The 24,621-nt window shown below is 48.5% G+C and carries 23 protein-coding genes; 13 read left to right on the top strand and 10 right to left on the bottom strand.

All coding sequences use genetic code 11. The features are described 5' to 3' along the window. Nucleotides 1-465: 465 nt before the first annotated feature. The 4 genes from P8H32_RS06620 to P8H32_RS06605 all read right to left on the bottom strand — a co-directional run bounded on the left by P8H32_RS06620 (nt 466) and on the right by P8H32_RS06605 (nt 3,901). On the bottom strand, nt 466-1,332 hold the full coding sequence (locus P8H32_RS06620) for a ParA family protein (RefSeq protein ID WP_297292871.1): 867 nt from the start codon (nt 1,330-1,332) through the stop codon (nt 466-468). Between the two features lie 226 nt (nt 1,333-1,558). Continuing rightward, on the bottom strand, nt 1,559-2,683 hold the full coding sequence (locus P8H32_RS06615) for a beta-ketoacyl-ACP synthase III (protein WP_301088830.1): 1,125 nt from the start codon (nt 2,681-2,683) through the stop codon (nt 1,559-1,561). 145 nt (nt 2,684-2,828) lie between these two features. After that, entirely contained in the window at nt 2,829-3,065 is a 237-nt protein-coding gene (locus P8H32_RS06610) for a TIGR02647 family protein (protein ID WP_297291939.1), read from the bottom strand. A 77-nt stretch (nt 3,066-3,142) separates the two neighbouring features. After that, a complete protein-coding gene (locus P8H32_RS06605) occupies nt 3,143-3,901 on the bottom strand; it encodes a sulfite exporter TauE/SafE family protein (RefSeq protein ID WP_301088829.1) in 759 nt (252 codons plus the stop codon). Nucleotides 3,902-4,128: 227 nt separating this feature from the next. Here P8H32_RS06605 and P8H32_RS06600 point away from each other — a divergent pair, with 227 nt between their 5' ends. Then, nucleotides 4,129-4,602: a cytidine/deoxycytidylate deaminase family protein gene (locus tag P8H32_RS06600; RefSeq protein ID WP_297291937.1), complete on the top strand. Its 474-nt coding sequence runs from the start codon at nt 4,129-4,131 to the stop codon at nt 4,600-4,602. Between the two features lie 23 nt (nt 4,603-4,625). On the opposite strand, the gene apbC is transcribed toward P8H32_RS06600, so the two are convergent. Further along, entirely contained in the window at nt 4,626-5,720 is a 1,095-nt protein-coding gene (gene apbC / locus P8H32_RS06595) for an iron-sulfur cluster carrier protein ApbC (RefSeq protein ID WP_301088827.1), read from the bottom strand. 193 nt (nt 5,721-5,913) lie between these two features. Here apbC and metG point away from each other — a divergent pair, with 193 nt between their 5' ends. From metG to P8H32_RS06560, 7 genes are read left to right on the top strand one after another with little or no spacing between them, the layout of a single operon-like run. Continuing rightward, nucleotides 5,914-7,950 (top strand): methionine--tRNA ligase, encoded by a 2,037-nt coding sequence (metG, locus tag P8H32_RS06590; RefSeq protein WP_301088826.1) that lies wholly within the window; start codon nt 5,914-5,916, stop codon nt 7,948-7,950. A gap of 27 nt (nt 7,951-7,977) precedes the next feature. Continuing rightward, a complete protein-coding gene (rsxA, locus tag P8H32_RS06585; RefSeq protein ID WP_301088824.1) occupies nt 7,978-8,556 on the top strand; it encodes an electron transport complex subunit RsxA in 579 nt (192 codons plus the stop codon). A gap of 6 nt (nt 8,557-8,562) precedes the next feature. Continuing rightward, nucleotides 8,563-9,168, top strand: coding sequence for an electron transport complex subunit RsxB (gene rsxB, locus P8H32_RS06580; protein ID WP_297291934.1), 606 nt, complete (start codon nt 8,563-8,565; stop codon nt 9,166-9,168). Continuing rightward, entirely contained in the window at nt 9,165-10,991 is a 1,827-nt protein-coding gene (gene rsxC, locus P8H32_RS06575) for an electron transport complex subunit RsxC (RefSeq protein WP_301088822.1), read from the top strand. Before rsxB ends, rsxC begins: the two co-directional genes overlap by 4 nt. Nucleotides 10,992-10,993: 2 nt before the next feature. Beyond that, entirely contained in the window at nt 10,994-12,052 is a 1,059-nt protein-coding gene (gene rsxD / locus P8H32_RS06570; protein ID WP_297291932.1) for an electron transport complex subunit RsxD, read from the top strand. Then, nucleotides 12,052-12,687 (top strand): electron transport complex subunit RsxG, encoded by a 636-nt coding sequence (gene rsxG, locus P8H32_RS06565; protein WP_301088821.1) that lies wholly within the window; start codon nt 12,052-12,054, stop codon nt 12,685-12,687. The genes rsxD and rsxG overlap by 1 nt, the downstream gene beginning before the upstream one ends. 2 nt (nt 12,688-12,689) lie before the next feature. Continuing rightward, nucleotides 12,690-13,403, top strand: a complete 714-nt coding sequence (locus tag P8H32_RS06560; RefSeq protein WP_297291930.1) for an electron transport complex subunit E — start codon at nt 12,690-12,692, stop codon at nt 13,401-13,403. A gap of 54 nt (nt 13,404-13,457) precedes the next feature. Here the strand turns inward: P8H32_RS06560 and P8H32_RS06555 are convergent, their stop codons facing one another. The 4 genes from P8H32_RS06555 to gyrA form a co-directional block, all read right to left on the bottom strand. Then, nucleotides 13,458-13,679, bottom strand: coding sequence for a DUF3622 domain-containing protein (locus P8H32_RS06555; protein WP_301088820.1), 222 nt, complete (start codon nt 13,677-13,679; stop codon nt 13,458-13,460). Nucleotides 13,680-13,707: 28 nt separating this feature from the next. Next, a complete protein-coding gene (gene pheA / locus P8H32_RS06550) occupies nt 13,708-14,823 on the bottom strand; it encodes a prephenate dehydratase (RefSeq protein ID WP_297291928.1) in 1,116 nt (371 codons plus the stop codon). Between the two features lie 33 nt (nt 14,824-14,856). After that, a complete protein-coding gene (gene serC, locus P8H32_RS06545; RefSeq protein ID WP_301088819.1) occupies nt 14,857-15,933 on the bottom strand; it encodes a 3-phosphoserine/phosphohydroxythreonine transaminase in 1,077 nt (358 codons plus the stop codon). Nucleotides 15,934-16,029: 96 nt separating this feature from the next. Beyond that, on the bottom strand, nt 16,030-18,633 hold the full coding sequence (gyrA, locus tag P8H32_RS06540) for a DNA gyrase subunit A (RefSeq protein ID WP_297291926.1): 2,604 nt from the start codon (nt 18,631-18,633) through the stop codon (nt 16,030-16,032). Nucleotides 18,634-18,902: 269 nt separating this feature from the next. Here gyrA and P8H32_RS06535 point away from each other — a divergent pair, with 269 nt between their 5' ends. The 5 genes from P8H32_RS06535 to P8H32_RS06515 all read left to right on the top strand — a co-directional run bounded on the left by P8H32_RS06535 (nt 18,903) and on the right by P8H32_RS06515 (nt 23,742). Beyond that, nucleotides 18,903-20,249 (top strand): TRZ/ATZ family hydrolase, encoded by a 1,347-nt coding sequence (locus P8H32_RS06535; protein ID WP_297291942.1) that lies wholly within the window; start codon nt 18,903-18,905, stop codon nt 20,247-20,249. 35 nt (nt 20,250-20,284) lie between these two features. After that, complete coding sequence (ubiG, locus tag P8H32_RS06530; RefSeq protein ID WP_297291925.1) at nt 20,285-20,995, top strand: bifunctional 2-polyprenyl-6-hydroxyphenol methylase/3-demethylubiquinol 3-O-methyltransferase UbiG; 711 nt, start codon at nt 20,285-20,287, stop codon at nt 20,993-20,995. Nucleotides 20,996-21,010: 15 nt separating this feature from the next. Further along, entirely contained in the window at nt 21,011-21,697 is a 687-nt protein-coding gene (locus P8H32_RS06525) for an HAD-IA family hydrolase (RefSeq protein ID WP_301088817.1), read from the top strand. Nucleotides 21,698-21,708: 11 nt separating this feature from the next. Beyond that, on the top strand, nt 21,709-22,467 hold the full coding sequence (locus tag P8H32_RS06520) for a YciK family oxidoreductase (protein WP_297291923.1): 759 nt from the start codon (nt 21,709-21,711) through the stop codon (nt 22,465-22,467). 342 nt (nt 22,468-22,809) lie between these two features. Next, entirely contained in the window at nt 22,810-23,742 is a 933-nt protein-coding gene (locus P8H32_RS06515) for a GGDEF domain-containing protein (RefSeq protein WP_301088816.1), read from the top strand. A gap of 24 nt (nt 23,743-23,766) precedes the next feature. Here P8H32_RS06515 and rluB read toward each other — a convergent pair whose 3' ends face one another. Beyond that, nucleotides 23,767-24,612, bottom strand: coding sequence for a 23S rRNA pseudouridine(2605) synthase RluB (rluB, locus tag P8H32_RS06510; protein ID WP_297291921.1), 846 nt, complete (start codon nt 24,610-24,612; stop codon nt 23,767-23,769). Between the last annotated feature and the right edge of the window lie 9 nt (nt 24,613-24,621).

Genomic DNA, 24,621 nt, shown 5'->3' with positions numbered 1-24,621 from the left:
AGTCAGGGCTAGCGCCGATTGAGTGTTTTGAGACAGCGAAGCGTTTTAAGGCTCAAAGCCGATTGAGGGAAGGCCGGAGGGCCGCAAGACCATTTCGCAACCCTACCCCCGGCTCATCAGCGGGGCCATTTAACAAACCCCGTGCCTGCAAAGTAACCACTTTATCCCTTACAGCATAAGCATGCAGGCTGGATTCCCGCCTTCGCGGGAATGACGATAGTCATTTTCGCCGAAGCCTGCCCTCGAGCGCTTTAGTCGAGGGCGGGAATGACGATAGTCATTTTCGCCGAAGCCTGCCCCCGAGCGCTTTAGTCGGGGGCGGGAATGACGATAGTCATTTTCGCCGAAGCCTGCCCTCGAGCGCTTTAGTCGAGGGCGGGAATGACGATAGTCATTTTCGTCGAAGCCTGCCCTCGAATGCTTTAGTCGGGGGCGGGGATGATGTTCTGAGTGTCTGGGGGGAAGTTACTGTATAAACAGCGAAGCGACTCGACTCTCAACCGGGATCTCTGCCCGCTTAATGGTCGGCTCACCACTTAATTCACGGTATAGACGCTCAAATTCTTCTGACAACTTATGCTTGGGATACAAGTAAACCAACGGGGTTTGCATAGCATGGGATTCCTTCATTTTTACCGATGAAGAAATATAACTAGCCAAAATCGGGTAAGACTCATTAATCAACTCACCCACCAACTGCTTGGGAAAGCGAGCCTGCTTGTTAAATTGGTTAACGATAATACCGCCAATACGCAGGTCCGCATTGTGATCTTCCTGTAGCTCAGCCACATTCTGCATCAGGCCATAGAGCGCCTGGCGAGAAAAAGTGTCGCAGTCGAAAGGGATCAATACGCTATCCGCAGCAATCAAGGCTGATTTGCTGTAAAAGTTAAATACTGGCGCGGTATCAATATAGATATGGTCGAAGGTCTTGTTTAACTCAACCAGCGCTTCACGCAGCTTGTAGATTTTGTAGCGAGACTCAAGTTCGCGTTCCATTAAATCCAATGCGGGGCTGGATGCCATCAAATACAGATTTTCAAACTCTGTTTCGGTGACGTAATCCATAGGGTCTTGTTTTGGGGTAAACATATCAATCGACTGCTTAAACAGACCGACAATAGAACCCTCACTCAACATTTTATGGCCCTGATCATGGGCATAGGCTAAATTTAAGGGCTGTTCATGGCCTAAGTAGAAACTACTATTAGCTTGAACATCTAAATCAACTACCAACGTTTTATAACCGCGGCTGGCACTAATAGCAGCGAGGTTACAGGTGATGCTGGATTTCCCAACACCGCCTTTTTGGTTGAAGATTACTCTTCTCATCAGCAAGATCCCTAGTTTTATTTATTATTAATATATGATTATGAATACGTACATTAGCTGACAAATCATTCTAGTTGCTAGTAGCGAAAACGTCGACAAAATATGGCACAACTTGGAATTTATTTTTAAATACATCAAAAAAGCACAAAAAATTGACAATGATATTGAAAAAAAGCCGGAGCATACCCCTGCCCCGGCTTTTTATTTTTCTAAAATGAAGAATAAGCTAGACTTTGCGTACGACCATACTACCTATGGAATAACCCGCACCAAACGAACAAATCACGCCATAATCACCAGCGACTAAATCTTCATGGTATAAATTAAAGGCAATCAAGGAACCCGCCGAGGCCGTATTCGCATAACGGTCTAATACGATCGGCGCCTCTTCAGGCGTGGCATCTCTGCCTAATAACTTTTTGCCTATTAATGAATTCATATTGATATTGGCCTGGTGCAACCACCAACGACTGACATCTTCCGAACCAAGATCATTGCTTTGCAGGTGTTCGGTAATATGATTTGCCACCATGGGGCAAACTTCTTTAAAGACTTTGCGACCATTTTGGTGAAACAAACGATCCGCCGAATAAGGGTCACTATCGTTGGCACGGTCCACAAAGCCAAAATTGGAACGGATATTATTCGAGTAACTGGTCAGGGCCTTGGTGCTAAGAATTTCATAGCGATGATCAGAGTTACTAGTCTCGGCAGACTCCACCACCGTAGCCACACTGACATCACCAAAAATAAAGTGGCTATCGCGATTTCCCCAATTGCATTGGGGAGATGTTAACTCGGGGTTAATCACTAATAGGGTCTTGGCGGTACCCGCCGCCACCATTTCATAGGCACGGTGAATACCAAAGGTGGCCGCAGAACAGGCCACCAACATATCAAAGGCAAAACCCTCAACACCTAAGGCATTTTGTATTTCTACAGCAATAGCGGGATAGGAGCGCTGGGTATAGGTGCAGGACACAATAATGGCATCAATATCAGCGGCGGTCTTATTGGCAGCGGCCATCGCCAGCCTGGCGGCATGAACACCCATTTCAGCCTGATCTGACAATTCATCATCCGCCCGCTTAGGAATATTGGGGCACAGGCGATTAATATCGAGAATGCCGTCTTTTATATAGGCAAAGCGGCTTTTAATACCGGAGGCTTTTTCAATAAATTCCGCACTGGAATGAACTTTAGCGGCCACCTCACCCGCTTCAATCGCAGCGGCGTTTTCCGTATTAAACAGGTCGGCATGGGCATTATAGGCTGTAACTAGTTCTTCATTGCTGATGGCGTGAGGTGGGGTCCATAAACCAGTGCCACTGATTACAACAGGGTTTGACATAGAGATGTTTCCGGTATGAGAAGATAAGGCCTATCAGGCTTCGAATTATTGTGAAAATTTTAACTGTTTATGTCGAGGAAGTCACTGCTGACGGCATAGGTTCTTAGGCATAGGTCTTTAGGCATAGGTTCTTAGGCAAAGGTTCTTAGCCCGTTTTCATAATGCCCATCAGATTTTGAGCGTGCTCCGCTGCTTCAATTCCCCGGTGCGTTAGGTAACCACCATCCGACTGGGAGATCAGTCCTTTATCAAATAAGCGTTGAGTGGCACTAATCACCTCAGGACCAGCATTAGCATGAACTTTAATGCCCGCCTGGGTGGTATCGAGATTAAAACGGGCAAGGATATTCAGTTCTTCAACAATATCGGGTGAATATGGCATGCGTATTCCTCTCTTTTTTATTAATAGACAAAGACTAGCCAGACAGAGACTAACATAGCCTTAGTGGTGACGGTTATTTAAAACATTAACACGGCAGCGCTGCCACAGAGTGTCATTACAAATAAGAACCACTTTAGGGTTGCTGGCTTGGCGGTGATGGCAAATTTTACGGCGATATAGGCACCCGCCATACTGCCGACCGCTAATATCAAACCGGGAACCCATAGCACCTGCCCCCTGGCAGTAAATACCGCCAGTGCAACTACTGTCGGTACCAGCACACAGACCACTTTTAAGGCATTGGTTCTTACCAGGTCATAGCGCAGAGAACCTGCCAGGGCGGTGATTAAAATAAAACCGACACCGGCCTGGATAAAGCCCGCATAAAAACCAGCACCCGCCAACCACCACCAGGCAGATGGCTTTGCTTTGACTTTGTGGGGGATGGTGCCGGGCGGAGGCGATATCACACCGGGTTTAACCAGCATAATCACTGTCATAGTCAACATTACGGCAAGTAGCAGTGGCTTTAATATCCACTCCGGCGCATAGGACGCTCCAATCGCACCGAAAAAACCGCCGACCAAAGTAGGTAACAAGATAGCGCCAAGATCATCGGTGGGTAATTTATCGTGCTTATAAAAGCCCTGCATCGCCACAGCATTTTGTAAAGTTACCGCCACACGGTTGGTAGCATTGGCAATATCAGCGGGCATACCCATTACCATTAAGGCCGGCAGGGTCAGGTTTGAGCCACCACCCGCCAGGGTATTGATCACTCCTGCCAATAGGCCAGTTATCATCAGTAATACAATATGCTCTAAGGCTATTTCCATTTAACAGTCTCTTGCGTCCCCTTTATTGAAAGTCATCGCTGATAACATCCTGCGCCGCTTGAAATTGAACACTGACTAACAACACGATTGAGAGTAATACCCTCATAACAACCACTCCACATTAGGCTTATCATCAGCGAATCTTAACAAGTGCGAAGACAGAAGTAACTGGTATACTGTCGGCCACTCAACTAACCCGTATCACGATTAGCCATAGGCTTTAACATATGAGACCAGACTGGGACGACTATTTTATTGATATGATGGACACTGTTGCCACACGAGCTACTTGTGACCGTGGCAGGTCAGGCTGCATTATCGTTAGGGATCGACGTATTATTTCCACCGGTTATGTAGGTTCACCCGCAGGTCTCTCCCACTGTGATGATGTAGGGCACCTGATGAAACAGGTCATTGACGACGACGGCACTACCCGCCAGCACTGTATGAGAACTATCCACGCTGAACAAAATGCCATCTGCCAGGCAGCCAAGCACGGTATTTCTTTGGAAGGCAGTACGCTGTATTGCAAGATGGAACCTTGCCGCGTTTGTGCCATGTTGATTATTAGCTGTGGCATTAAAAAGGTAGTGGCAAAATACATGTACCACGCCGCCCAGGAAACACGGGATATGTTTGCTCAAGCGGGTGTCACTATGGCCGTACTGGAAAACGCTACTGAAAATTATGACAATCAGTAAGCACTGATTGTCATTGCACTCGGTTAATCGTTATTGATAACAATATTCGGGAAAGCAGGCCCCGCACTACCCTGGCCAGCCAACTGCACCGCCATATCTCTGGCAATCTCACCATAAAGTAAAGCTTCATCACTCTCCGGCTCCGCCACCACTGTTGGTGCCCCGGCATCGACCTGCTGACGAATTTTCAGCGACAATGGCAAAGAACCCAATAGCGGCACTTTATATTCTTCAGCAATCCGGCTACCGCCACCATCACCAAAAACATGCTCCTTATGACCACACGCACTACAAATATGGATCGCCATATTCTCCACCACACCCAGCACTGGCACTTCAACTTTGGTAAACATCTCGATGCCTTTTTGCGCATCCATTAGTGCAATATCCTGCGGTGTAGTGACAATCACTGCACCGGCCACCGCGGCTTTTTGCGAAAGAGTCAGCTGAATGTCACCGGTTCCAGGGGGCATATCAATTATCAAATAATCCAACTCACCCCACCAGGTTTGCGCCAACAATTGGTTTAACGCACCGCCGGCCATCGGGCCGCGCCATACCATCGGGGTTTTATCCGTGACCAGATAACCCATCGACATGGTCTTTAAACCGTGGGCTTCAATGGGTGATAAGTATTGCTGATTTTCTGACTCAGGGCGGGCACTTGCATCCACCCCCAGCATCATCTGCTGACTTGGGCCATAAATATCAGCATCTAACAGACCTACCTTGGCGCCGTCTTTAGCCAGGGCCAGGGCTAAATTGACAGAGGTGGTAGATTTACCCACGCCACCCTTGCCGGAAGCCACCGCAATAATATTCTTCACACTATCCATATTGCGCATATCACGCTGGCCCTTGATCGAGGCAATAGCCCAGCTGATCTCAACACTGACATTCTCAACACCTGGAATCTGGCTTACTAACCCCACAATAGCCTTCTGCATGGCGGCTTTAATAGAAGCCACCGCAAAACCCAGCTCAATAACGATGGTCACCATACCGCCGTCGACAGAGATCGACTTGAGGGCATCGGCCACCAGCACATTCTTATTCAGATGGGGAACCACATACTGCTGCAGGGCTTCTTCCACCTGCACTTGTGTCACTTCAGACATACTTTCTCCAGGGAGTGTTGACGCAAAAACCCAGTATTTTACTCAGTTATTTACCAAGACTCAAAAATAATAAACGAAACAGCCGCTTAGCCCGCCTAAGTGGATGAAAAGGCAGCGTAAAAAGGCTATAGTAGCGCCCCTTTAGAGCGACATAAGCAGCCATACAAAACACAGGCCTTATACACAGACCCCTATGCCCCAGACATCGCCCCGTAAAATGCTGGTTACCAGCGCCCTGCCCTATGCCAATGGTTCCCTCCATTTAGGCCATCTGTTAGAGACCATCCAGACTGATATCTGGGTGCGCTTTCAACAACAGCGAGGCAATGAATGTATCTACGTCTGTGCCGACGATGCCCACGGCACCGCCATTATGCTGACTGCGGAGAAAAATGGCATTACCCCAGAGCAACAAATTGCCAATGTGCAGGCTGAACATGAAAAAGATTTGGCGGGGTTTTTAATTAATTTTAATAATTATCACTCCACCCACTCTGATGAGAACAAACATTACTCAGAGCTGATCTACAAAAAACTGCGGGACAACGGCCATATTGCCAGCCGGGAAATTACCCAGCTATACGACCCCGAAAAAGAATTATTTTTGGCGGACCGCTATATCAAAGGCACCTGCCCTAAATGTAAAGCCGAAGATCAATACGGTGATAACTGCGAAGCCTGTGGCGCCACTTATAGCCCGGCGGATTTAATCAATCCCAAGTCTGCTATTTCAGGCGCAACACCGGTAGAAAAAGAATCGACTCACTACTTCTTCACCCTGCCAGCGTTTGAAGACCTATTGAAAGAATGGACCCGCAGCGGTCGCCTGCAAGATCAAATTGCCAACAAACTCGGCGAGTGGCTGGAAGCCGGTCTGCAAGAATGGGATATCTCCCGCGATGCCCCCTACTTCGGTTTTGAAATACCCGATGCCCCTGGAAAATACTTCTATGTATGGTTGGATGCACCGATTGGCTATATGGCCAGCTTCCAGAACTACTGCGATAAAGCCGGTATAAACTTCGACGATTACTGGGCTGAAGATGCCGATACCGAGCTCTATCACTTTATCGGCAAAGATATTATTAACTTCCACGGTTTATTCTGGCCCGCCATGCTGCACTCCGCCGGTTACCGCACACCGAGTGCTGTTTATGTACATGGCTTTGTCACCGTCAACGGCCAGAAGATGTCCAAATCCCGTGGCACTTTTATCAAAGCCTCGACTTACCTTGATCACTTAGATGCTGAGTATTTACGCTATTACTACGCCGCCAAATTGTCCGGCTCCGTTGATGATATTGATTTAAACCTTGAAGACTTTGTGCAGCGGGTTAACTCCGACCTTGTCGGCAAAGTGGTGAATATCGCATCACGCTCTGCCAAGTTTATTACCAAAGGCAATGACGGCATAATGTCTGCCAATCTGGCTGACGAACAACTATGGCAAGACGCTGTCGCCAAAAGCGAAGCCATTGCCGAGCTTTATGAACAACGTGAGTTCAGCAAAGCCATCCGTGAAATTATGGCCATTGCCGATATCACCAATGAATATTTTGATAGTCAGGAACCCTGGAAACTGGCCAAAGAAGAAGGCAAAGAGCAGCAGGTTATTACAGTGGCCTCACTGTGCGTCAACCTGTTCCGCTTGATAATGATTTATTTAAAGCCGGTGCTTCCCACAACTGCCGAGAAGGCCTGCACCTTTTTAAATGCCGACCTTGAATGGCAAGGTGCTATTGAACCGTTGCTAAGCCACCAGATTAACAAGTTTAAACCACTAATGACCCGTATTGATAAAGACAAGGTCGATGCCATGGTAGCAGCAGGTAAAGAATCAACGCCCGCCAAACCTGAGAAAAAGGCCAAAAAGAACAAAGCGACCAAGAATGAAGCCCCGGCCACTATTGAGTTTGATGACTTTGCCAAAGTCGATTTACGGGTAGTAGAGATTATTGCGGCAGACCATGTCGAAGGTGCTGATAAGTTACTACAGCTAACACTAAGCCTTGGGGATGCAGGTACCAAACAGGTCTTTGCGGGTATTAAGTCCGCTTATGCGCCAGAAGACCTGGTCGGCAAGCACACCGTTATGGTCGCCAATTTAGCGCCCCGCAAGATGAAATTCGGCGTTTCCGAAGGCATGGTATTAGCCGCAGGCCCCGGCGGCGAGGATATCTGGCTACTGGAGCCCGACAAAGGCGCCAAACCCGGCATGAAAATACAGTAACTTATGACCACAAAGGTTTAAGCACTTATGTTGGCAGACTATTCACTGCTACTGATCGGAGCGATTCTGGTCAATAACTTCGTTTTGGTACAGTTTCTTGGACTGTGCCCCTTTATGGGCGTCTCCAATAAACTGGAGACCGCCATTGGTATGTCCAGCGCAACGACCTTTGTGCTGACCCTTGCCTCTATTGTGAGTTGGATGACCTATGAATGGCTGCTACTGCCACTGGGTCTGGAATACCTTAAAACCATCTCCTTTATCCTGGTTATTGCCGTTGTGGTGCAATTTACCGAAATGGTTGTCCGTAAAACCAGCCCCATTCTCTATAAAGTATTGGGCGTTTTTCTACCGCTTATTACTACCAACTGCGCGGTACTGGGTGTAGCGTTACTCAATATCAACAAACAGCATACCTTTGTTGAATCAGCCCTTTATGGTTTTGGTGCAGCCCTGGGCTTTTCACTGGTACTGGTGTTATTCGCCGCTATGCGAGAGCGCCTTGCGGTTGCCGATGTACCCGACCCATTTAAAGGTGCCGCCATCGGTATGATCACCGCCGGATTAATGTCATTAGCCTTTATGGGCTTTGCGGGATTGGTGTAGCAGGCCGTGATTGAATTAATTACCCAACAACCTTTTGTCTCTGCCATTATCGCCCTGGTGATTTTGGGCGTACCCTTTGGTGCGTTGTTAGGTTTTGCTGCGGTTAAATTTAAAACTGAAGGCGACCCGATTGCCGATCAGGTTGAAGCCCTATTACCCCAAACCCAATGCGGCCAGTGTAGCTACCCCGGTTGCCGCCCCTACGCCGAAGCCATAGCCAATGGCGAAGCTATTAATAAATGCCCGCCCGGTGGTGAAACCACCATCCATGCCTTAGCTGACCTGTTAGATGTGGAGGCCGTTCCACTGGATGAAGAACACGGTGAAGAAAATATTAAAACCGTCGCCTTTGTACGCGAAGACGAATGCATAGGCTGCACCAAATGTATTCAGGCCTGCCCCGTTGACGCCATACTCGGTGCTGCCAAACAAATGCACACCATTATCGCCAGCGAATGTACCGGCTGCGACCTTTGCGTTGAGCCTTGCCCGGTAGATTGTATTGATATGCTGCCTATAGAAACCACCGTACAAACCTGGAGTTGGGATTTACCCAAACCCGCTGAAGTAATAGCTACTGATAAAAACAGCGGCGACGAGGTGGCGGCATGAGAAAGGTATGGGATATTCACGGTGGCGTTCACCCACCAGAAAACAAAGAGCAGTCCAACCAACTGGCAATAACCAGTGCTGGCATTCCTGATCAGTTAGTCTTTCCGCTATCCCAACATATCGGCACACCGGCGGCCCCTATCGTGGCAGTGGGCCAAAAAGTTTTAAAAGGTGAAATCATTGCCGAGGCCAAAGGCTTTGTCAGTGTGCCCGTTCACGCATCAACATCCGGTGAAGTGATTGCTATTGAGCAGCGCAATATTGCGCACCCCTCCGGTATGGCAGCGCCCTGTATTGTTATCCAGGCGGATGGCAAAGACGAGTGGATAGAACATAGCGGCATTGAAGATTACACCGCGGTTGATAAAGCGGAATTGCTTAACCGTATACGGCAAGCCGGTATTGCCGGTATGGGCGGCGCAGGTTTTCCTTCAGCTGTAAAACTGGGCACACGCGATGATCAAGTGATCGAAACGCTGATTTTTAACGGCACAGAATGCGAACCTTATATCACCGCTGACGATATGCTGATGCGGGAACGGGCCGAAGAAATTATTGCCGGCGCTAAAATTCTAAAGCACCTGGTCAAGCCCACTAAAGAAACCATTATTGGTGTTGAAGATAATAAACCCGAAGGTATTGCCGCGCTGGAAAAAGCAGCGCAAGGTTCCGGTATTGAAATTGTCAGTTTTCCTACCAAATACCCTTCAGGTGGTGAAAAGCAACTTATCCAAATCCTGACTGGCAAGGAAGTTCCCTCCGGCGGTCTGCCAGCTCAAGTAGGTATTGTTTGCCAAAACCTCGGTACCACCGTTGCAATCTATCGCGCCATACAATTTGGCGAGCCGTTAATTTCTCGTATCACTACGGTTACCGGTGAAGCCTGCGAACAAAATCGCAACTATGAAGTCTTGTTAGGCTCACCAATAAGCCACCTGTTAGAACTTTCCGGCTATCAACAAAAGAAAGCCTCACGTTTAATTATGGGTGGCCCCATGATGGGCTTTACCTTACACAGTGAAACGGTACCGGTAGTAAAAACCACTAACTGCATTATGGCCCCCAGCGCCAAAGAGATTCCGCCACCCACACCGGCACAAGCTTGTATCCGCTGTGGCATGTGCGCAGAAGCCTGCCCGGTGTCATTACTGCCACAGCAGATGTATTGGTTTGCCCGTGGTAAAGAATACGAAAAGCTGGAAGCCCATAACTTAATGGATTGTATTGAGTGTGGTGCTTGCTCTTATGCCTGCCCCAGCAATATCCCGCTGGTGCAATATTATCGCGCCTCCAAAGCTGATATTCGCCAACAACAACAAGACGCGATTAAAGCCGAACAATCCAAAGTACGCTTTGAAGCCAGGCAGGAACGAATAGAGCGGCAAGAGGCTGAGAAAGAGGCCAAACGCAAAGCTCGTAAAGCCGCCGCTGAAGCCCGGGCTGCCGGCAATGCCGAAGCTGGCAAAGTGGACGCAGTACAAGCGGCTGTCGAACGGGCCAAAGCCAAAAAGGCAGCAACCGACCCTGCACAAGTTGCAGCTGAAACGGCTGCGGACCCAGCACCCAATGGTGATGCTGCTAAAGATGCTATCGCCCGGGCACTGGCAAAACGTGAAGCGGCTTCCTCTATGACTGACGAAGAGCGTTTACTGAATGCCGTTAAAGCCTTGGGTAAACGATTGGATAAGACGCGAGAAAAACTGGCTACCGCGCAAGCCGAAGGCAGCGACACCGTCGAGATACTGACTGAAACGCTGGCCAAATTAGAAATAAAACTCGTCGATGCCAAACAGGCCTACGACGACCACCAACAGAAAAATTAACTATGGCACTGTTTAAAGTCACATCGCCCCACGCAACTGGCCCGCTAAATACAGCGCGGGTTATGCAGTTAGTGTTGCTGGCCACCATACCCGGAGTGCTGGCATTAAACTGGCATTTTGGTTGGGGTGTATTGGTCAATATTGTATTCGCCTCTGGGGTGGCTTTGGCTGCCGAAGCCCTGGCGCTGACTTTACGCAAAAGACCGTTAGGCTTTTATCTGGGTGATTACAGCGCACTGGTTACTGCGGTATTACTGGCTGTTGCTATGCCCGCCTACTCCCCCTGGTGGTTAATTGCGGTGGGGGTTGGCTTTGCCATTTTAATTGCCAAGCATCTTTATGGTGGTATGGGTTATAACCCGTTTAACCCGGCGATGGTGGGCTACGTTGTATTATTGATTTCTTTCCCGGTGGAAATGACCACATGGGCAGCGCCTCGCCAGGCCTTTAGCGGTGAAATGCCAGGCCTTGCGGATGCAATCAGTGTTTTATTTGCGGGCCGTGAAGCTATTGCAGCTTTTGCCGTTGACGGCATCACCATGGCAACGCCGCTAGATATCCTGAAGCAAAATAATTCCCTATTAATTGAAGACCTGTGGCAGCAATCTCCCGTGTTTGGGCAATGGGGTGGTTTGGGTTGGGAATGGGCTAACCTTGGCTTCCTGGCCGGTGGCTTATTCTTATTATCACAACGAATCTTTACCTGGCATGCGCCTATTAGCATGCTGGCGTCCTTAACCTTAATATCAGCGTTATTTTATGATGGCGGCAGCTCCGCTTCCGGTGGCTCTCCCCTGTTTCATTTATTAAGTGGCGCGACTATGTTTGGCGCTTTCTTTATTGTTACCGACCCAGTCACCTCCGCGGTTTCTGTTATGGGAAAAATAATTTATGGCGCCCTGATTGGCGTACTACTTTATTTAATTCGTGTTTGGGGTAACTACCCTGATGCCATTGCCTTCGCTGTATTGCTGATGAACTTTGCTGCTCCCTTAGTGGATTATTACACGCAGCCAAGAACCTACGGCCACGAGCCGGCCCATAAGAGCGGAGACGAATAATGCTAGGTGAATCGATAGGTCGTAATTCCCTGCTGCTGGGTTTCTTTGCCATTTTAAGTACGGCCATCATTGCTGGTACTTACCTTGGCTCGCAAGATACGATTCGTAAAAATATTCGTATGGCGGAAGAACGGGCACTGCTGGAAATTATTCCCAAGTCACGCCATAACAACTCCATGCTGGAAGATGCCCACGGCATTAGCGACAGCGAGATGTTAGGACTGCGCTCGGAAAAGAAATATTATATTGCCCGCCAGGACGGTGCTGCGGTTGGGGTTATTTTCCCCGCCACTGCCAGAGAAGGTTATACCGGCGATATTGATATGATTATTGGAATTAATGTCGATGGCACGATTGCCGGTGTAAGGGTTTTATCCCACCGTGAAACACCGGGCTTGGGAGATGCCATTGATCGTAAGAAAAGCACATGGATTGACGGCTTTATAAATAAGTCACTGCTCAACCCTGGCGTTGACCTTTGGAAAGTAAAAAAAGACAAAGGCGTCTTTGATCAATTTACCGGGGCAACCATTACCCCCCGCGCCGTTACCCAAACCGTTTTACAAACACTGCAATATTTTAATCAACAGCAACACGATATTCTTAAGCAGCCAATACATACCGAGGGGCAGTAACTATGAGTGAGGTAAGTTATAAAGAACTCTCTCTAAATGGTTTGTGGAAAAATAATCCCGCCATCGTTCAACTGTTAGGCCTATGCCCACTGCTAGCCGTTACCGGCACCGTTATCAATGCCATCGGTATGGCGTTGGCCACCATGCTGGTATTAATTATTTCTAACTCCTGTGTCTCTTTAATTCGCGGCATTGTATCCGATGCCATTCGCCTGCCCGCCTTTGTTATGATTATTGCGGCGGCAGTCACCTGTATCGAATTGCTGATGCAGGCTTATACTTATGAGCTGTTCCAGATTCTGGGTATTTTTCTACCATTGATAACGACTAACTGCGTTATCCTGGGTCGCGCCGATGCCTACGCCTCTAAAAACTCTCTGCTGCCCGCCATGTATGACGGGTTTATTATGGGGCTGGGCTTTGCGGTTATTTTGATTATATTGGGTGGTATGCGCGAACTGATTGGCACTGGCGCCCTCTTCAATAATATGGATTTATTATTTGGCGAAGCTGCCGCCAGCTGGAAGGTCGTGGTCTTTTCTGATTACAAACAGTTTCTGCTGGCGATCTTGCCGCCCGGTGCATTTATTTTTACTGGCCTTATTATTGCGGTAAAAAATCTGATTGATAGCCAAATCAAGCAACGCCAGAATGCTCTAAAAGAGAAGCCTGCAGCGGGTTCTAAACGCGTTCGTGTTACTGGGAATATCTCCTAATCCACCACCACCCCGTCATTCCCGCCTTCGCGGGAACGACGGGGTGGTGGAGATTTAGTCGCGCTTTTTATCGCGTCGTTTATTGCGCTCGCCCAACTGCTTCATAAAAGTTTGCAACTCGGCATCCGCCCAAGCTGTGGCTTCTTGCTCTGAGGCAAAACCGCTTTGGGTTTTACTGACAGTGGTCTTTCTGGCCGATACCTTTCTGATAATATCTGCCTTCCAGGTACCCTCTTCTTCCTGCACCTGGTAGCTAAACTTTTTATCTTTGGACATGATGTTACCTATAAGAACTACATTTAAACTACAGTACGGCCTTGGGGTAGGAACCCAATACTTTTAATACGCGGGAGTGGTCGCCCAGACCTTCAAGGATATCAGCAATTACCTGATCATCTTTATGCCCTTCAAACTCAATAAAAAAGACATAGGCCCAGGTATCTGTCCGCGATGGGCGGGTATCAATACGCGTTAAGCTAACCCCTGAACTTTGAAAAGGCTCTAACAGTTTTAACAAGGCGCCGGGCTTATTGTTGGCTTCAACAATCAGCGAGGTTTTATCACTACCACTAGGGGCAACTTCCTGGGTACCAATAATTAAGAAGCGAGTTGTGTTATTGGCAAAGTCTTCAATGTTTTTGGCAAGTTTCATCAAACCATATTGCTCGGCGGCAATATCACCGGCGACGGCTGCTATTGATGGATCGGCCTTAGCCATTTTTGCCGCTTCGGCATTGCTTGCTACGGCAATACGGTCAATACCGGGCCAATTGTTATCCAACCAGTTACGCGCCTGCGCCAAGGCCTGCGCATGGGCGCAGATGGTTTTGATGGTGTCAGGGCTGGCCGTTTCATTAGCCAACAGGTGCAACTGGATACGCAGTTCAACTTCACCACAAATCTTTAATGGCGAATCCATAAAATTATCGAGGGTATGGCTGACCATACCTTCAGTGGAATTTTCTACCGGCACGACACCATAATGACACTGGCCTGATTCAACCTGTGAAAACACATTGGCAATGCTGGATTGCGGCAAACTAATAACAGACTGGCCGAAATGCTTAATGGTAGCTGCCTGGGTGAAGGTACCCTCGGGGCCAAAGTAAGCCACCTCCATAGGTTTTTCCAAGGCCAAACACGCCGACATAATTTCACGAAAAATACGCGCAACAGTTTTACCCTCTAGCGGGCCTTTGTTGCGATCGATCACATTGCGTAAAACTTGCGCTTCCCGCTCGGGGCGATAAAACAGCACCTTGGATAAATCACCCCCACCATTCTCAGCGCTAAAGGCTTGCAGCTTGGTTTCTGCCACGCGCTCGGCACACTCAGCGCGCTGATTAAGGAGTTGATGAATCTGCTTGTCGATCGAGTCGATCTCTTTACGCAGTTGGTCCAGATCCTGTTTATCTGACATAGCGGCTAAGCTCTTGGTGTTAGACTCTTGGTGTTAGGCTTTTGATTCGAAATCTTTCATAAAGTCGATCAAGGCATCCACAGCGGCTTCAGGTACGGCGTTGTAAATACTCGCGCGCATACCACCCACACTGCGGTGACCTTTAAGGTTTAGCATACCGGCTTCTTCAGATTCTGCCAAAAACTGCTTATCCAAATCGGAATTAGCCAGGGTAAAGGGTACATTCATTAATGAACGACTGGCCACTTCAACCGGGTTGGCGTAAAAGTCGCTGGTATCAATAAAGTTATACAATTTATCCGCTTTGCGACGGTTAACTGCTTCAATCGCGGCCAGACCGCCTTGATCTTTTAACCACTGAAAAACCAAACCGGCTAAATATATACCATAGGTGGGTGGCGTATTGTACATAGAGTCGTTTTCAGCGGCCGTTTTATAATCCAGCATAGCTGGGCAGTGGGCAGTGGCCTTGCCTAGTAAATCCTTGCGAACAATGGCAATGGTTAGACCCGCCGGGCCGATATTTTTTTGCGCACCGGCATAGATCACACCAAACTGATTGACATCAATAGGGCGCGACAGAATGGTTGAAGACATATCCGCCACTATTGGCACATCCACTTGCGGTGTCCACATAAACTCAACACCGCCAATAGTTTCGTTAGGGGTGTAGTGCAAGTAGGCGGCATCTTTATTGAGCTGCCAACTTTCAAAAGCTGGAATAGTCGTGAAGTTGGTATCTTCAGAGCTAGCCACCACATTAATATCAGCAAATCGTTTCGCTTCTTTGATCGCTTTTTTAGACCACTGCCCGGTATTAACATAATCTGCAGTGGTTTTATCACCCAACAGGTTTAAGGGTACAGAAGCAAACTGTGTGCTGGCTCCACCTTGTAAAAATAAAACGGCGTAATCATCAGAAATATCTAATAGCTCACGAAAATCGGCTTCGGCCTTTTCAGCGATCGCCACAATTTCCGGTGAGCGGTGGCTCATTTCCATAATGGATAAACCGGCGCCCTGATAATCAATCAGTTCAGCAGCCGCTTGTTGTAACACAGCTTCAGGTAATGCAGCGGGGCCTGCACAAAAATTATATTTACGGGACATCAACTCAACCTCATTTTAAAACAGAACGTCAGGCCTGAGATCTCTGCAAGAGGGGCCTGACGTAGCTGGAACTTTTACTGAAATAAAGCGCAGGCTTTATTCTTCTGGAGCATCACCTTCAGTATTCTCAACAACAGGTGCCTCATCGGGCTCATCAATACGCTCAACGCCCACAACATGTTCGCCTTCTTTCAAGCGAATCACGCGGACACCTTGAGTATTGCGGCCTAATACTGAAATCTCATCAGTGCGAGTACGCACCATCGTACCCTGATCAGAAATCATCATTAATTCATCGCCGTCAAACACCTGAACCGCACCAACAATATCGCCGTTACGCTCAGAAGCCTGCATAAAAATCATACCTTTGTTACCACGGCCTTTGGTGGCAAACTCGGTAAATTCGGTACGCTTACCGTAGCCGTTAACGGATACCGATAACATACGGCCACCGTCTTTAGGCACAATCAATGAAATCATTTTCTGGCCTTCTTCAAGGCGGATACCGCGAACACCTTTGGCGGTACGGCCCATGGCGCGAACATCGTTTTCATTAAAGCGAACCGCTTTACCGGCAGAGCTAAATAGCATCACATCGCAATCACCGGTGGTGACTTCGGTACCAATCAGTACATCGCCTTCTTCCAGTTCAAGGGCACGTAAACCTACGCTACGCTGGCGGGAAAAATCGGTTAAGGCTGTTTTCTTAACGGTACCGTTAGCGGTGGCCATAAAGATATAGTGGCCTTCGGTGTATTCACTCACTGGCATAATCGAGGTGATACGCTCACCCTCTTCCAGCGGCAATAAGTTCACCATTGGGCGACCTCGGGCATTACGGCCAGCCAGGGGAATATGGAAAACTTTTAACCAATACACTTTACCGACATTGGAGAAACACAAAATGGTATCGTGGGTACTGGCAATAATCAGGTGCTCTACAAAATCTTCATCTTTTACTGCCGTTGCCGATTTACCCATACCACCTCGACGCTGCGCTTGGTAATCACTCAAAGCTTGGGTCTTGGCATAACCACCGTTGGAGATTGTGACAACTCGATCTTCTTCGGTAATGAGGTCTTCTTCGGTAATATCGCGCAGGGACTCAATAATTTCAGAGCGACGCTCATCACCATATTCATCGACAACCAGTTGCAACTCTTCGCGAATAATACCCATCAATTTCACAGCATCCGCAAGAATGCTTAGGTACTCAGTAATCTCGTCGAGTTTTTCCTGGTATTCCTTCAGCAGTTTTTCATGCTCAAGGCCGGTTAGTTTCTGCAAGCGCATATCGAGGATGGCTTGAACCTGAACCGGTGACAGACTGTATTTACCGTCGATAAAACCAAAGCCTTCTGCCAGATCTTCCGGGCGAGAAGCCGCTGCTTGCAGATCACCTGCGCCAGCGCGTTCTAACATGCCCATCACTTCGCCCGGCTCCCAGCTACGGGCCGATAATTTCTCTTTGGCTTCTGCGGTAGTATCGGAGGATTTAATCAGCTCGATCATTTCGTCGATATTGGAAATTGCAACCGCCAAACCTTCAAGAATATGACCACGCTCGCGGGCTTTTCTTAATAGGTAAACCGTACGGCGTGTCACGACTTCACGACGGTGAAGTACAAAGTACTCCAGCAGTTCTTTCAGGTTCAGGATGCGCGGCTGACCATCTACCAAGGCAACAATATTAATGCCGAACACATTTTCCAGCTGGGTTTGTGCGTAGAGGTTGTTGAGGCAAACATCGCCCATTTCATTGCGCTTCATTTCGATAACAATACGCATACCGTCTTTATCAGACTCATCGCGTAGCTCGGCAATGCCTTCAATCTTTTTCTCTTTAACCAGGTCGGCAATCTTTTCAATCAAGCGAGCCTTGTTTACCTGGTAAGGAATTTCGCTAATGATAATGGTGTCTTTATTGGTTTTTTCGTTGCTGATTACTTCCGCTCTGGCGCGGATATAGATACGGCCTTTACCGGTGCGGTAAGCCTGCACAATACCGGCGCGACCATTGATAATGGCGGCGGTTGGGAAATCAGGACCGGGGATATGTTCCATCAGTTCATCAATGGTGATATCCGGATTGTCGATCAGGGCCAAACAGCCCGTCACCACTTCATTAAGGTTGTGTGGCGGAATATTGGTCGCCATACCTACCGCGATACCGGAAGAACCATTAACCAGCAGGTTAGGAATTTTAGTGGGCATTACCGCGGGGATTTGCTCAGTGCCATCATAGTTAGGCACCCAGTCCACGGTTTCTTTATCGAGATCTGCCAGAATTTCGTGGGCAATTTTGCGCATACGGATTTCGGTATATCGCATGGCTGCGGCGGAGTCACCATCAACCGAACCGAAGTTACCCTGCCCGTCTACCAGCATATAGCGCAGCGAAAAGGGCTGGGCCATACGAACGATGGTTTCGTACACCGCTGAATCACCGTGTGGGTGATATTTACCAATCACATCACCAACCACACGAGCCGATTTCTTGTAGCCCTTGTTCCAGTCATTGTTAAGCTCGCTCATGGCGAATAACACACGACGGTGTACCGGCTTCAGACCATCACGCACATCGGGCAAGGCTCGCCCGACAATAACGCTCATGGAATAATCGAGATACGACTGTTTTAGTTCGTCTTCGATGTTAACCGGAAGGATTTCATTGTTTGCAATATCGGTTGATTCACCCATAGAGAATGGCATTCCTAATTATTTTGAATTTGATCAGTTTTACGGCGTTTATTTGTTCTTATTAGCTGTAACTTTCCTGCTGAAACTTCTATCTGGACAAGGGCAAAATCATACCATAAATCAATGTCATATCGACAGCTAAAAGCTGTTTAAATCGCCCTTAAATCCACTCTTTTTCAAGTCAGCGCTCTACAGGAAAAGGGCAATTGTCGGGGAATCCGGTTATACTCGCCAGCACACAAAAATACGGACACATTTTCCCCATTTCTATGAGCCATCAAACACCCCAATCGATCGATACTTTAATCACCGCCCGCTGGATTATCCCCATTAGGCCCGCCAAAACCGTGCTGGAAAATCACAGTATTGCGATAGACGGCGGCAACATTATCGCCATCCTGCCCAAAGACGAAGCTATGGCGCGATTTGATGCCAATTACGGTATTGATCTACCGGAACATGTGCTAACCCCCGGACTGATTAATGCCCATGGCCATGCCGCCATGAGCCTGTTTCGCGGCATGGCCGATGACCAGCCACTGCAAACCTGGTTGGAGGAATTTATCTGGCCCGCCGAGGGGCAATGGGTAAGTGAAGAGTTTGTGCGCGACGGCACCCAGCTGGCTGTGGCTGAGATGCTGCGCTCCGGGACTACCACCTTTAGTGATATGTATTTTTTCCCCAATGTGGTGGCCAAAGTCGCCAGCGAGGCGGGTATACGGGCGCAAATTACCTTCCCTGTGTTTAACTTCCCGACCATTTGGGGGCAAGACCCGAACGACTATATTGAAAAAGGTCTGGCCGTGCGCGATGACTTTAAGCATAGCGAACTGGTGGATGTGGTGTTTGGCCCCCACGCCCCCTATACCGTTAGCGATGAAGGCTTACAGAAAGTCAGCATGTTAGCCGCCGAGCTGGATATCAGCATTCATATTCATGTACACGAAACCCAGCAAGAAGTGGATGATGACCTTAAGCTGCACGGCCAGCGCCCTATTAGCCGCCTGAATGACCTTGGTATTCTGGGACCAAAGACTCAGCTGGTGCATATGACCGCATTAACCGATGAAGATATTGCCATCGTTAAAGCCAGCGGTGCCTCGGTGGTGCACTGCCCGCAGTCAAACCTGAAGCTTGCCAGCGGCTTTTGCCCGGTTAAAGTCCTGGCCGATGAAGGTATTACCATTGCCCTGGGCACCGATGGCGCAGCCAGCAATAACAGCCTGGATATGTTTGCCGAAATGCGTGCTGCTGCCCTGCTGGCCAAAGCCGTCTCCAAAGATGCCTCCGCACTTAGCGACTGGCAGGCTTTAGAAGCGGCAACACTGGGTGGCGCGAAGGCCTTGTCTATAGATAGCAAACTGGGAACACTGGAAGTGGGCAAGCAAGCCGATATTATTGCCATTGATTTTAGTGCGATTGAGCTGCAGCCGTTGTATGACCCTGTTTCACAATTGGTTTATACCGCCTGCGGGCATCATGTCACCCATAGCTGGGTACACGGCCAACAGGTCTTGGCCGACCGACAGCCCGCCAATCTTGATATTCCGGAAATTGCCGCCAAAGCCCAGGGCTGGCGTGATAAAATCAGCAACACGACAAACACCAAGCACTGATTATTAAAAAGTAGCTTTTAAAAAGGTAACGATTAGTGACAAACTCAGCGAATGTAGACCCTTCTGAAATCGCCAAATTTGAAGCACTGGCCAGCCGCTGGTGGGACAAGAACAGTGAATTCAAACCTCTGCATGAAATCAATCCACTACGGGCCAATTATATTGACCTGCACTCAGCGGTTGCCGGCAAAAACTTGCTGGATGTAGGCTGCGGCGGCGGTATTTTATGTGAGGCGATGGCGCAACGAGGAGCTACCGTAAATGGTATTGATATGGGCGAAGCGCCTTTATCCGTGGCCAAACTGCATCAACTGGAATCAGGCGTGACGGTAAACTACCGCCAAATCACGGCGGAAGATTTAGCCGAACAGGAAGCAGGCCAATACGACATTGTCACCTGCCTGGAAATGCTTGAGCATGTACCTGACCCCGGCTCGGTGATTAAGGCCTGTTCTGAATTGGTACGCCCCGGCGGCCATGTGTATTTTTCTACCCTTAACCGCAATCCCAAGTCTTACCTGTTTGGCATTATTGGTGCCGAGTATGTATTAAAGCTGCTGCCCAAGGGCACACACGATTACGATAAATTTATTAAACCCTCGGAGCTGGGCCACTGGGTTCGCGAAGCCGGCCTGGAGATGCAGGATATGACCGGCATGACCTATAACCCCATTACCAAACAGTATCGCCTTAATAAGGATGATGTAGCGGTTAACTATCTGGTACACACCCATAAGCCAGCCTGACAAAGCATTCTATTTATGACATCACCCATCACCCTGCAAGCGGTTCTCTTTGACCTTGATGGTACCTTGATCGATACCGCTCCGGATTTTGCTGTCGTGGTTAACCAGTTGTTAGCCAACCATGGTAAGGCTGAATTACCCTATGCCGCTATTCGCGAGACCGTTTCCCACGGCGCAAGAGCCCTGGTCAGTCTGGCCTTTGATTTACAGGAAGGTGACGACAGTTTTGAAGCACTGCGATTGGAGTTGCTGGATTTATACGGCCAGCACTTATCCGTAGAAACCGCGCTTTTCCCGGGTATTCACGAGCTATTACTCTGGCTGGAAAACCATAATATCCCCTGGGGCATAGTCACCAATAAGCCCCGCCTCTATGCCGAACCAATTCTCACGGATCTGTTAATCAGCGAACGCTGCAGCGCCATGGTCTGCCCGGATGATGTTACCAACACCAAACCAGACCCCGAGCCTATGCTGTTAGCCTGCAAGCAAATTGGTTGCGATGTTCAACAAACACTGTATGTCGGTGACCATCGCCGCGATATTGATGCGGGCAAAAACGCCAGGATGAAAACCATCGCGGTTAACTACGGTTATATAGACCCACAAGACCCCGCCGAACATTGGCAGGCGGACTTTTATGTCAACCACGCCGATGAAATCCAGCCTGTATTAATAAGACACTTTTCTGCTAATCGATAACGGTACTCACCATGTCTGCACCGCACTTATATCAAGCCCCTGACAACCTGCTAAAGGGTCGCACTATTTTAGTGACCGGCGCCGGCGACGGTATTGGCCGCTGCGCAGCGATCACTTTTGCCGCCCACGGCGCAACGGTAATTCTGGCAGGCAAAACCATTGAGAAACTGGAATCGGTCTATGACGAAATTGAGAACGCCGGTTATCCCCAGGCGGCCATCTACCCGATTCATTTAGGCGGTGCGGTAATGAAGGATTACCGCGATATGCATGACACACTGGAGCAAGAGTTTGGCCAGCTTGACGGCTTGCTGCATAACGCCAGTATTCTGGGTGACCGTAAACCTATTGCCCAAACTGATAGTGAAGAGTGGCTGGAGGTGATGCAAGTCAATACCAATGCGACTTTTATGATGACCCAGGCATTGCTACCCTTGCTGGAAAAATCCCCTGATGCCTCCATTATATTTACTTCCTCCGGCGTTGGCCGCAAAGGCCGAGCCTATTGGGGGCCTTATGCTGTCTCAAAATTTGCGGTGGAAGGTTTAATGGAAACACTGGCGGACGAGCTAGCCAACACCAGTAATATTCGTGTTAACTCCCTTAACCCAGGGGCGACCAATACCGGCATGCGCCAAACCGCCTACCCAGCCGAAGATCCATCGGTTAACCCTCTACCTGAAGATATTATGCCGCTGTATTTGTATTTGATGGGGCCGGATAGTCAGGGGGTTAACGGCCAGGCGCTGGATGCACAAACCCCCACCTAATACCTTGGCGCCCCTAACCACAAAAACCACCAACACTACACCTAGAAGGTTTTTACCCCGGACAGCTACACACAAAAACAAGAATAAAGAAGGCGGCAGAAATTTGACTACCGATAATCCTGCATTGTCGCTTTTACCCTATATGGCAATAAACAAACCTCCCTTTACTATTTTTTTATAATACTTATCAGTGACTTAAGAATAAATCATGATTTATGGCATAGTTTTCGCTAATTATCGTTTTGAAAACCGTTTTGAAAACCTTTTTGAAAACCATTGCCAGTGAGTTTTAACTTATCTGCCCCTGGATTACTTATAGCAAAGCATTGAGGCCATTAAGTTATGGTAACCACAGTACAGAGTTCAAACACTATTGCCTTCCCCACTTCAAAAACACACAGCGGTAGGGAGCGCACCGATGTAATCCGTGTTGAACAGTACGCAGAATTACGCCTGCAGCTAAGCAATATCCTGCAAACCACGCTGGAGTTGCCGCAAGTTTTACAATTATTTTTCAATGAAATGCAGCGCAGTCTGGGTATTGATAGCCTGACCTACCGCAACAGCAAACACACATCTAATGTAGAGCTGGGTATCAGCGCCCGCCACAACTGCCACTACAATTTGGTCACCAACAAAGACTCGTTGGGAGAAGTGAAATTTAGTCGTAGTAAGCGCTTTAGTGAAAAGGAATTACAACTACTGGAAATGCTGGTCGGCTGCCTGATTTGCCCTATCCGCAATTCACTGATGTACCGTGAAGCGGTACAAAGTGCATTGCGTGATCCATTGACAGGTTCCGGCAATCGCATGGCACTGGAGAAGACGCTTGAGCGTGAAGTAGCCCTAGCTAAACGCCACAATCAGGCCTTGTCTGTACTAGTTGTCGATATTGATAAATTTAAAGCCATCAATGATAACTACGGCCATACTGCCGGTGACTATGTACTTAAAGATGTCGCCCAAATTTTGTCACAATGCTGTCGTGAAACGGATGCAGCCTATCGCGCCTACCGTTTTGGCGGTGAAGAATTTGTATTGATACTTAATCATACCGAAGCCCATGGCTCTACCGTTGTTGCAGAACGCATTCGTCAGTATATTGAAAATATGACGACGACCTTTGAAGATAATTCGTTGAGCGTTACGGTTAGTGTCGGTGCAGCCAGCCTGGTTGAAGAAGATGACATGACCACTCTATTTAGCCGTGCAGACAAGGCACTTTATCAAGCCAAGCATGAAGGTAGAAATCGCGTAGTTATGATTAAGGGTTAATCCGCAGGCCGAATAGCCACTCGCTTAGCCGCGACCTCGGGTAGGCCGTTTAATGCCACGGTTTTTACGCTGCATTCGCTCCATACTTTCCAACTCCTTGGGCAGAATTTTTACTGGCTTTGGTGCTTCCATAGACACCATTTTATATAACTCCTGCATATCCTTATAATTCATTTCTTCCCATTGCCCCTGCTTGAGCTTAGGCGGCAAAAAAACTTTACCAAAACGCACCCGCTTTAAGCGGCTGACCTGAACGTCCTGTGATTCCCATAAGCGACGTACTTCACGGTTGCGACCTTCCATTAAGGCGACATAGAACCAACGGTTAGCACCTTCGCCGCCACCATCAACGATATCAGTAAATTTGGCAACGCCGTCATCGAGTAGAATACCGTCCAGCATACGCTGCAGCATGGCTTCATCTACACTGCCTAACACTCGGCATAAGTACTCGCGATCAATTTCTGAGGAAGGATGCATCAGGGCATTGGCCAATTCACCGTCAGTGGTAAACAGCAATAAGCCGGTGGTATTAAAATCGAGGCGACCCACCGCAATCCAGCGACCATCTTTAACTTTGGGCAGACGGTCAAAAACCGTCTTGCGACCTTCAGGGTCATTGCGCGAGCAAATTTCACCTTCGGGTTTGTTGTAGACCAATACACGGCCTACATTTTCATCGGCCACCTTCACTAAATGACCATCCACTGAAATTTTATCGCGGCGGCCGGCACGGTCACCCAGACGGGCTACTTTGCCATTGACCTGGACACGGCCAGCAGCAATGACCTTTTCCATTTCACGGCGTGAGCCAACCCCCGCCTGTGCGAGAATTTTTTGCAGTTTTTCGCCAACAGGAGCATCAGTCATAACAATAGG

Source organism: Oceanicoccus sp. (genome assembly GCF_029238675.1).
Lineage (GTDB): Bacteria > Pseudomonadota > Gammaproteobacteria > Pseudomonadales > Dasaniaceae > Oceanicoccus.
This window is presented reverse-complemented; position numbering and strand designations above follow the sequence as displayed.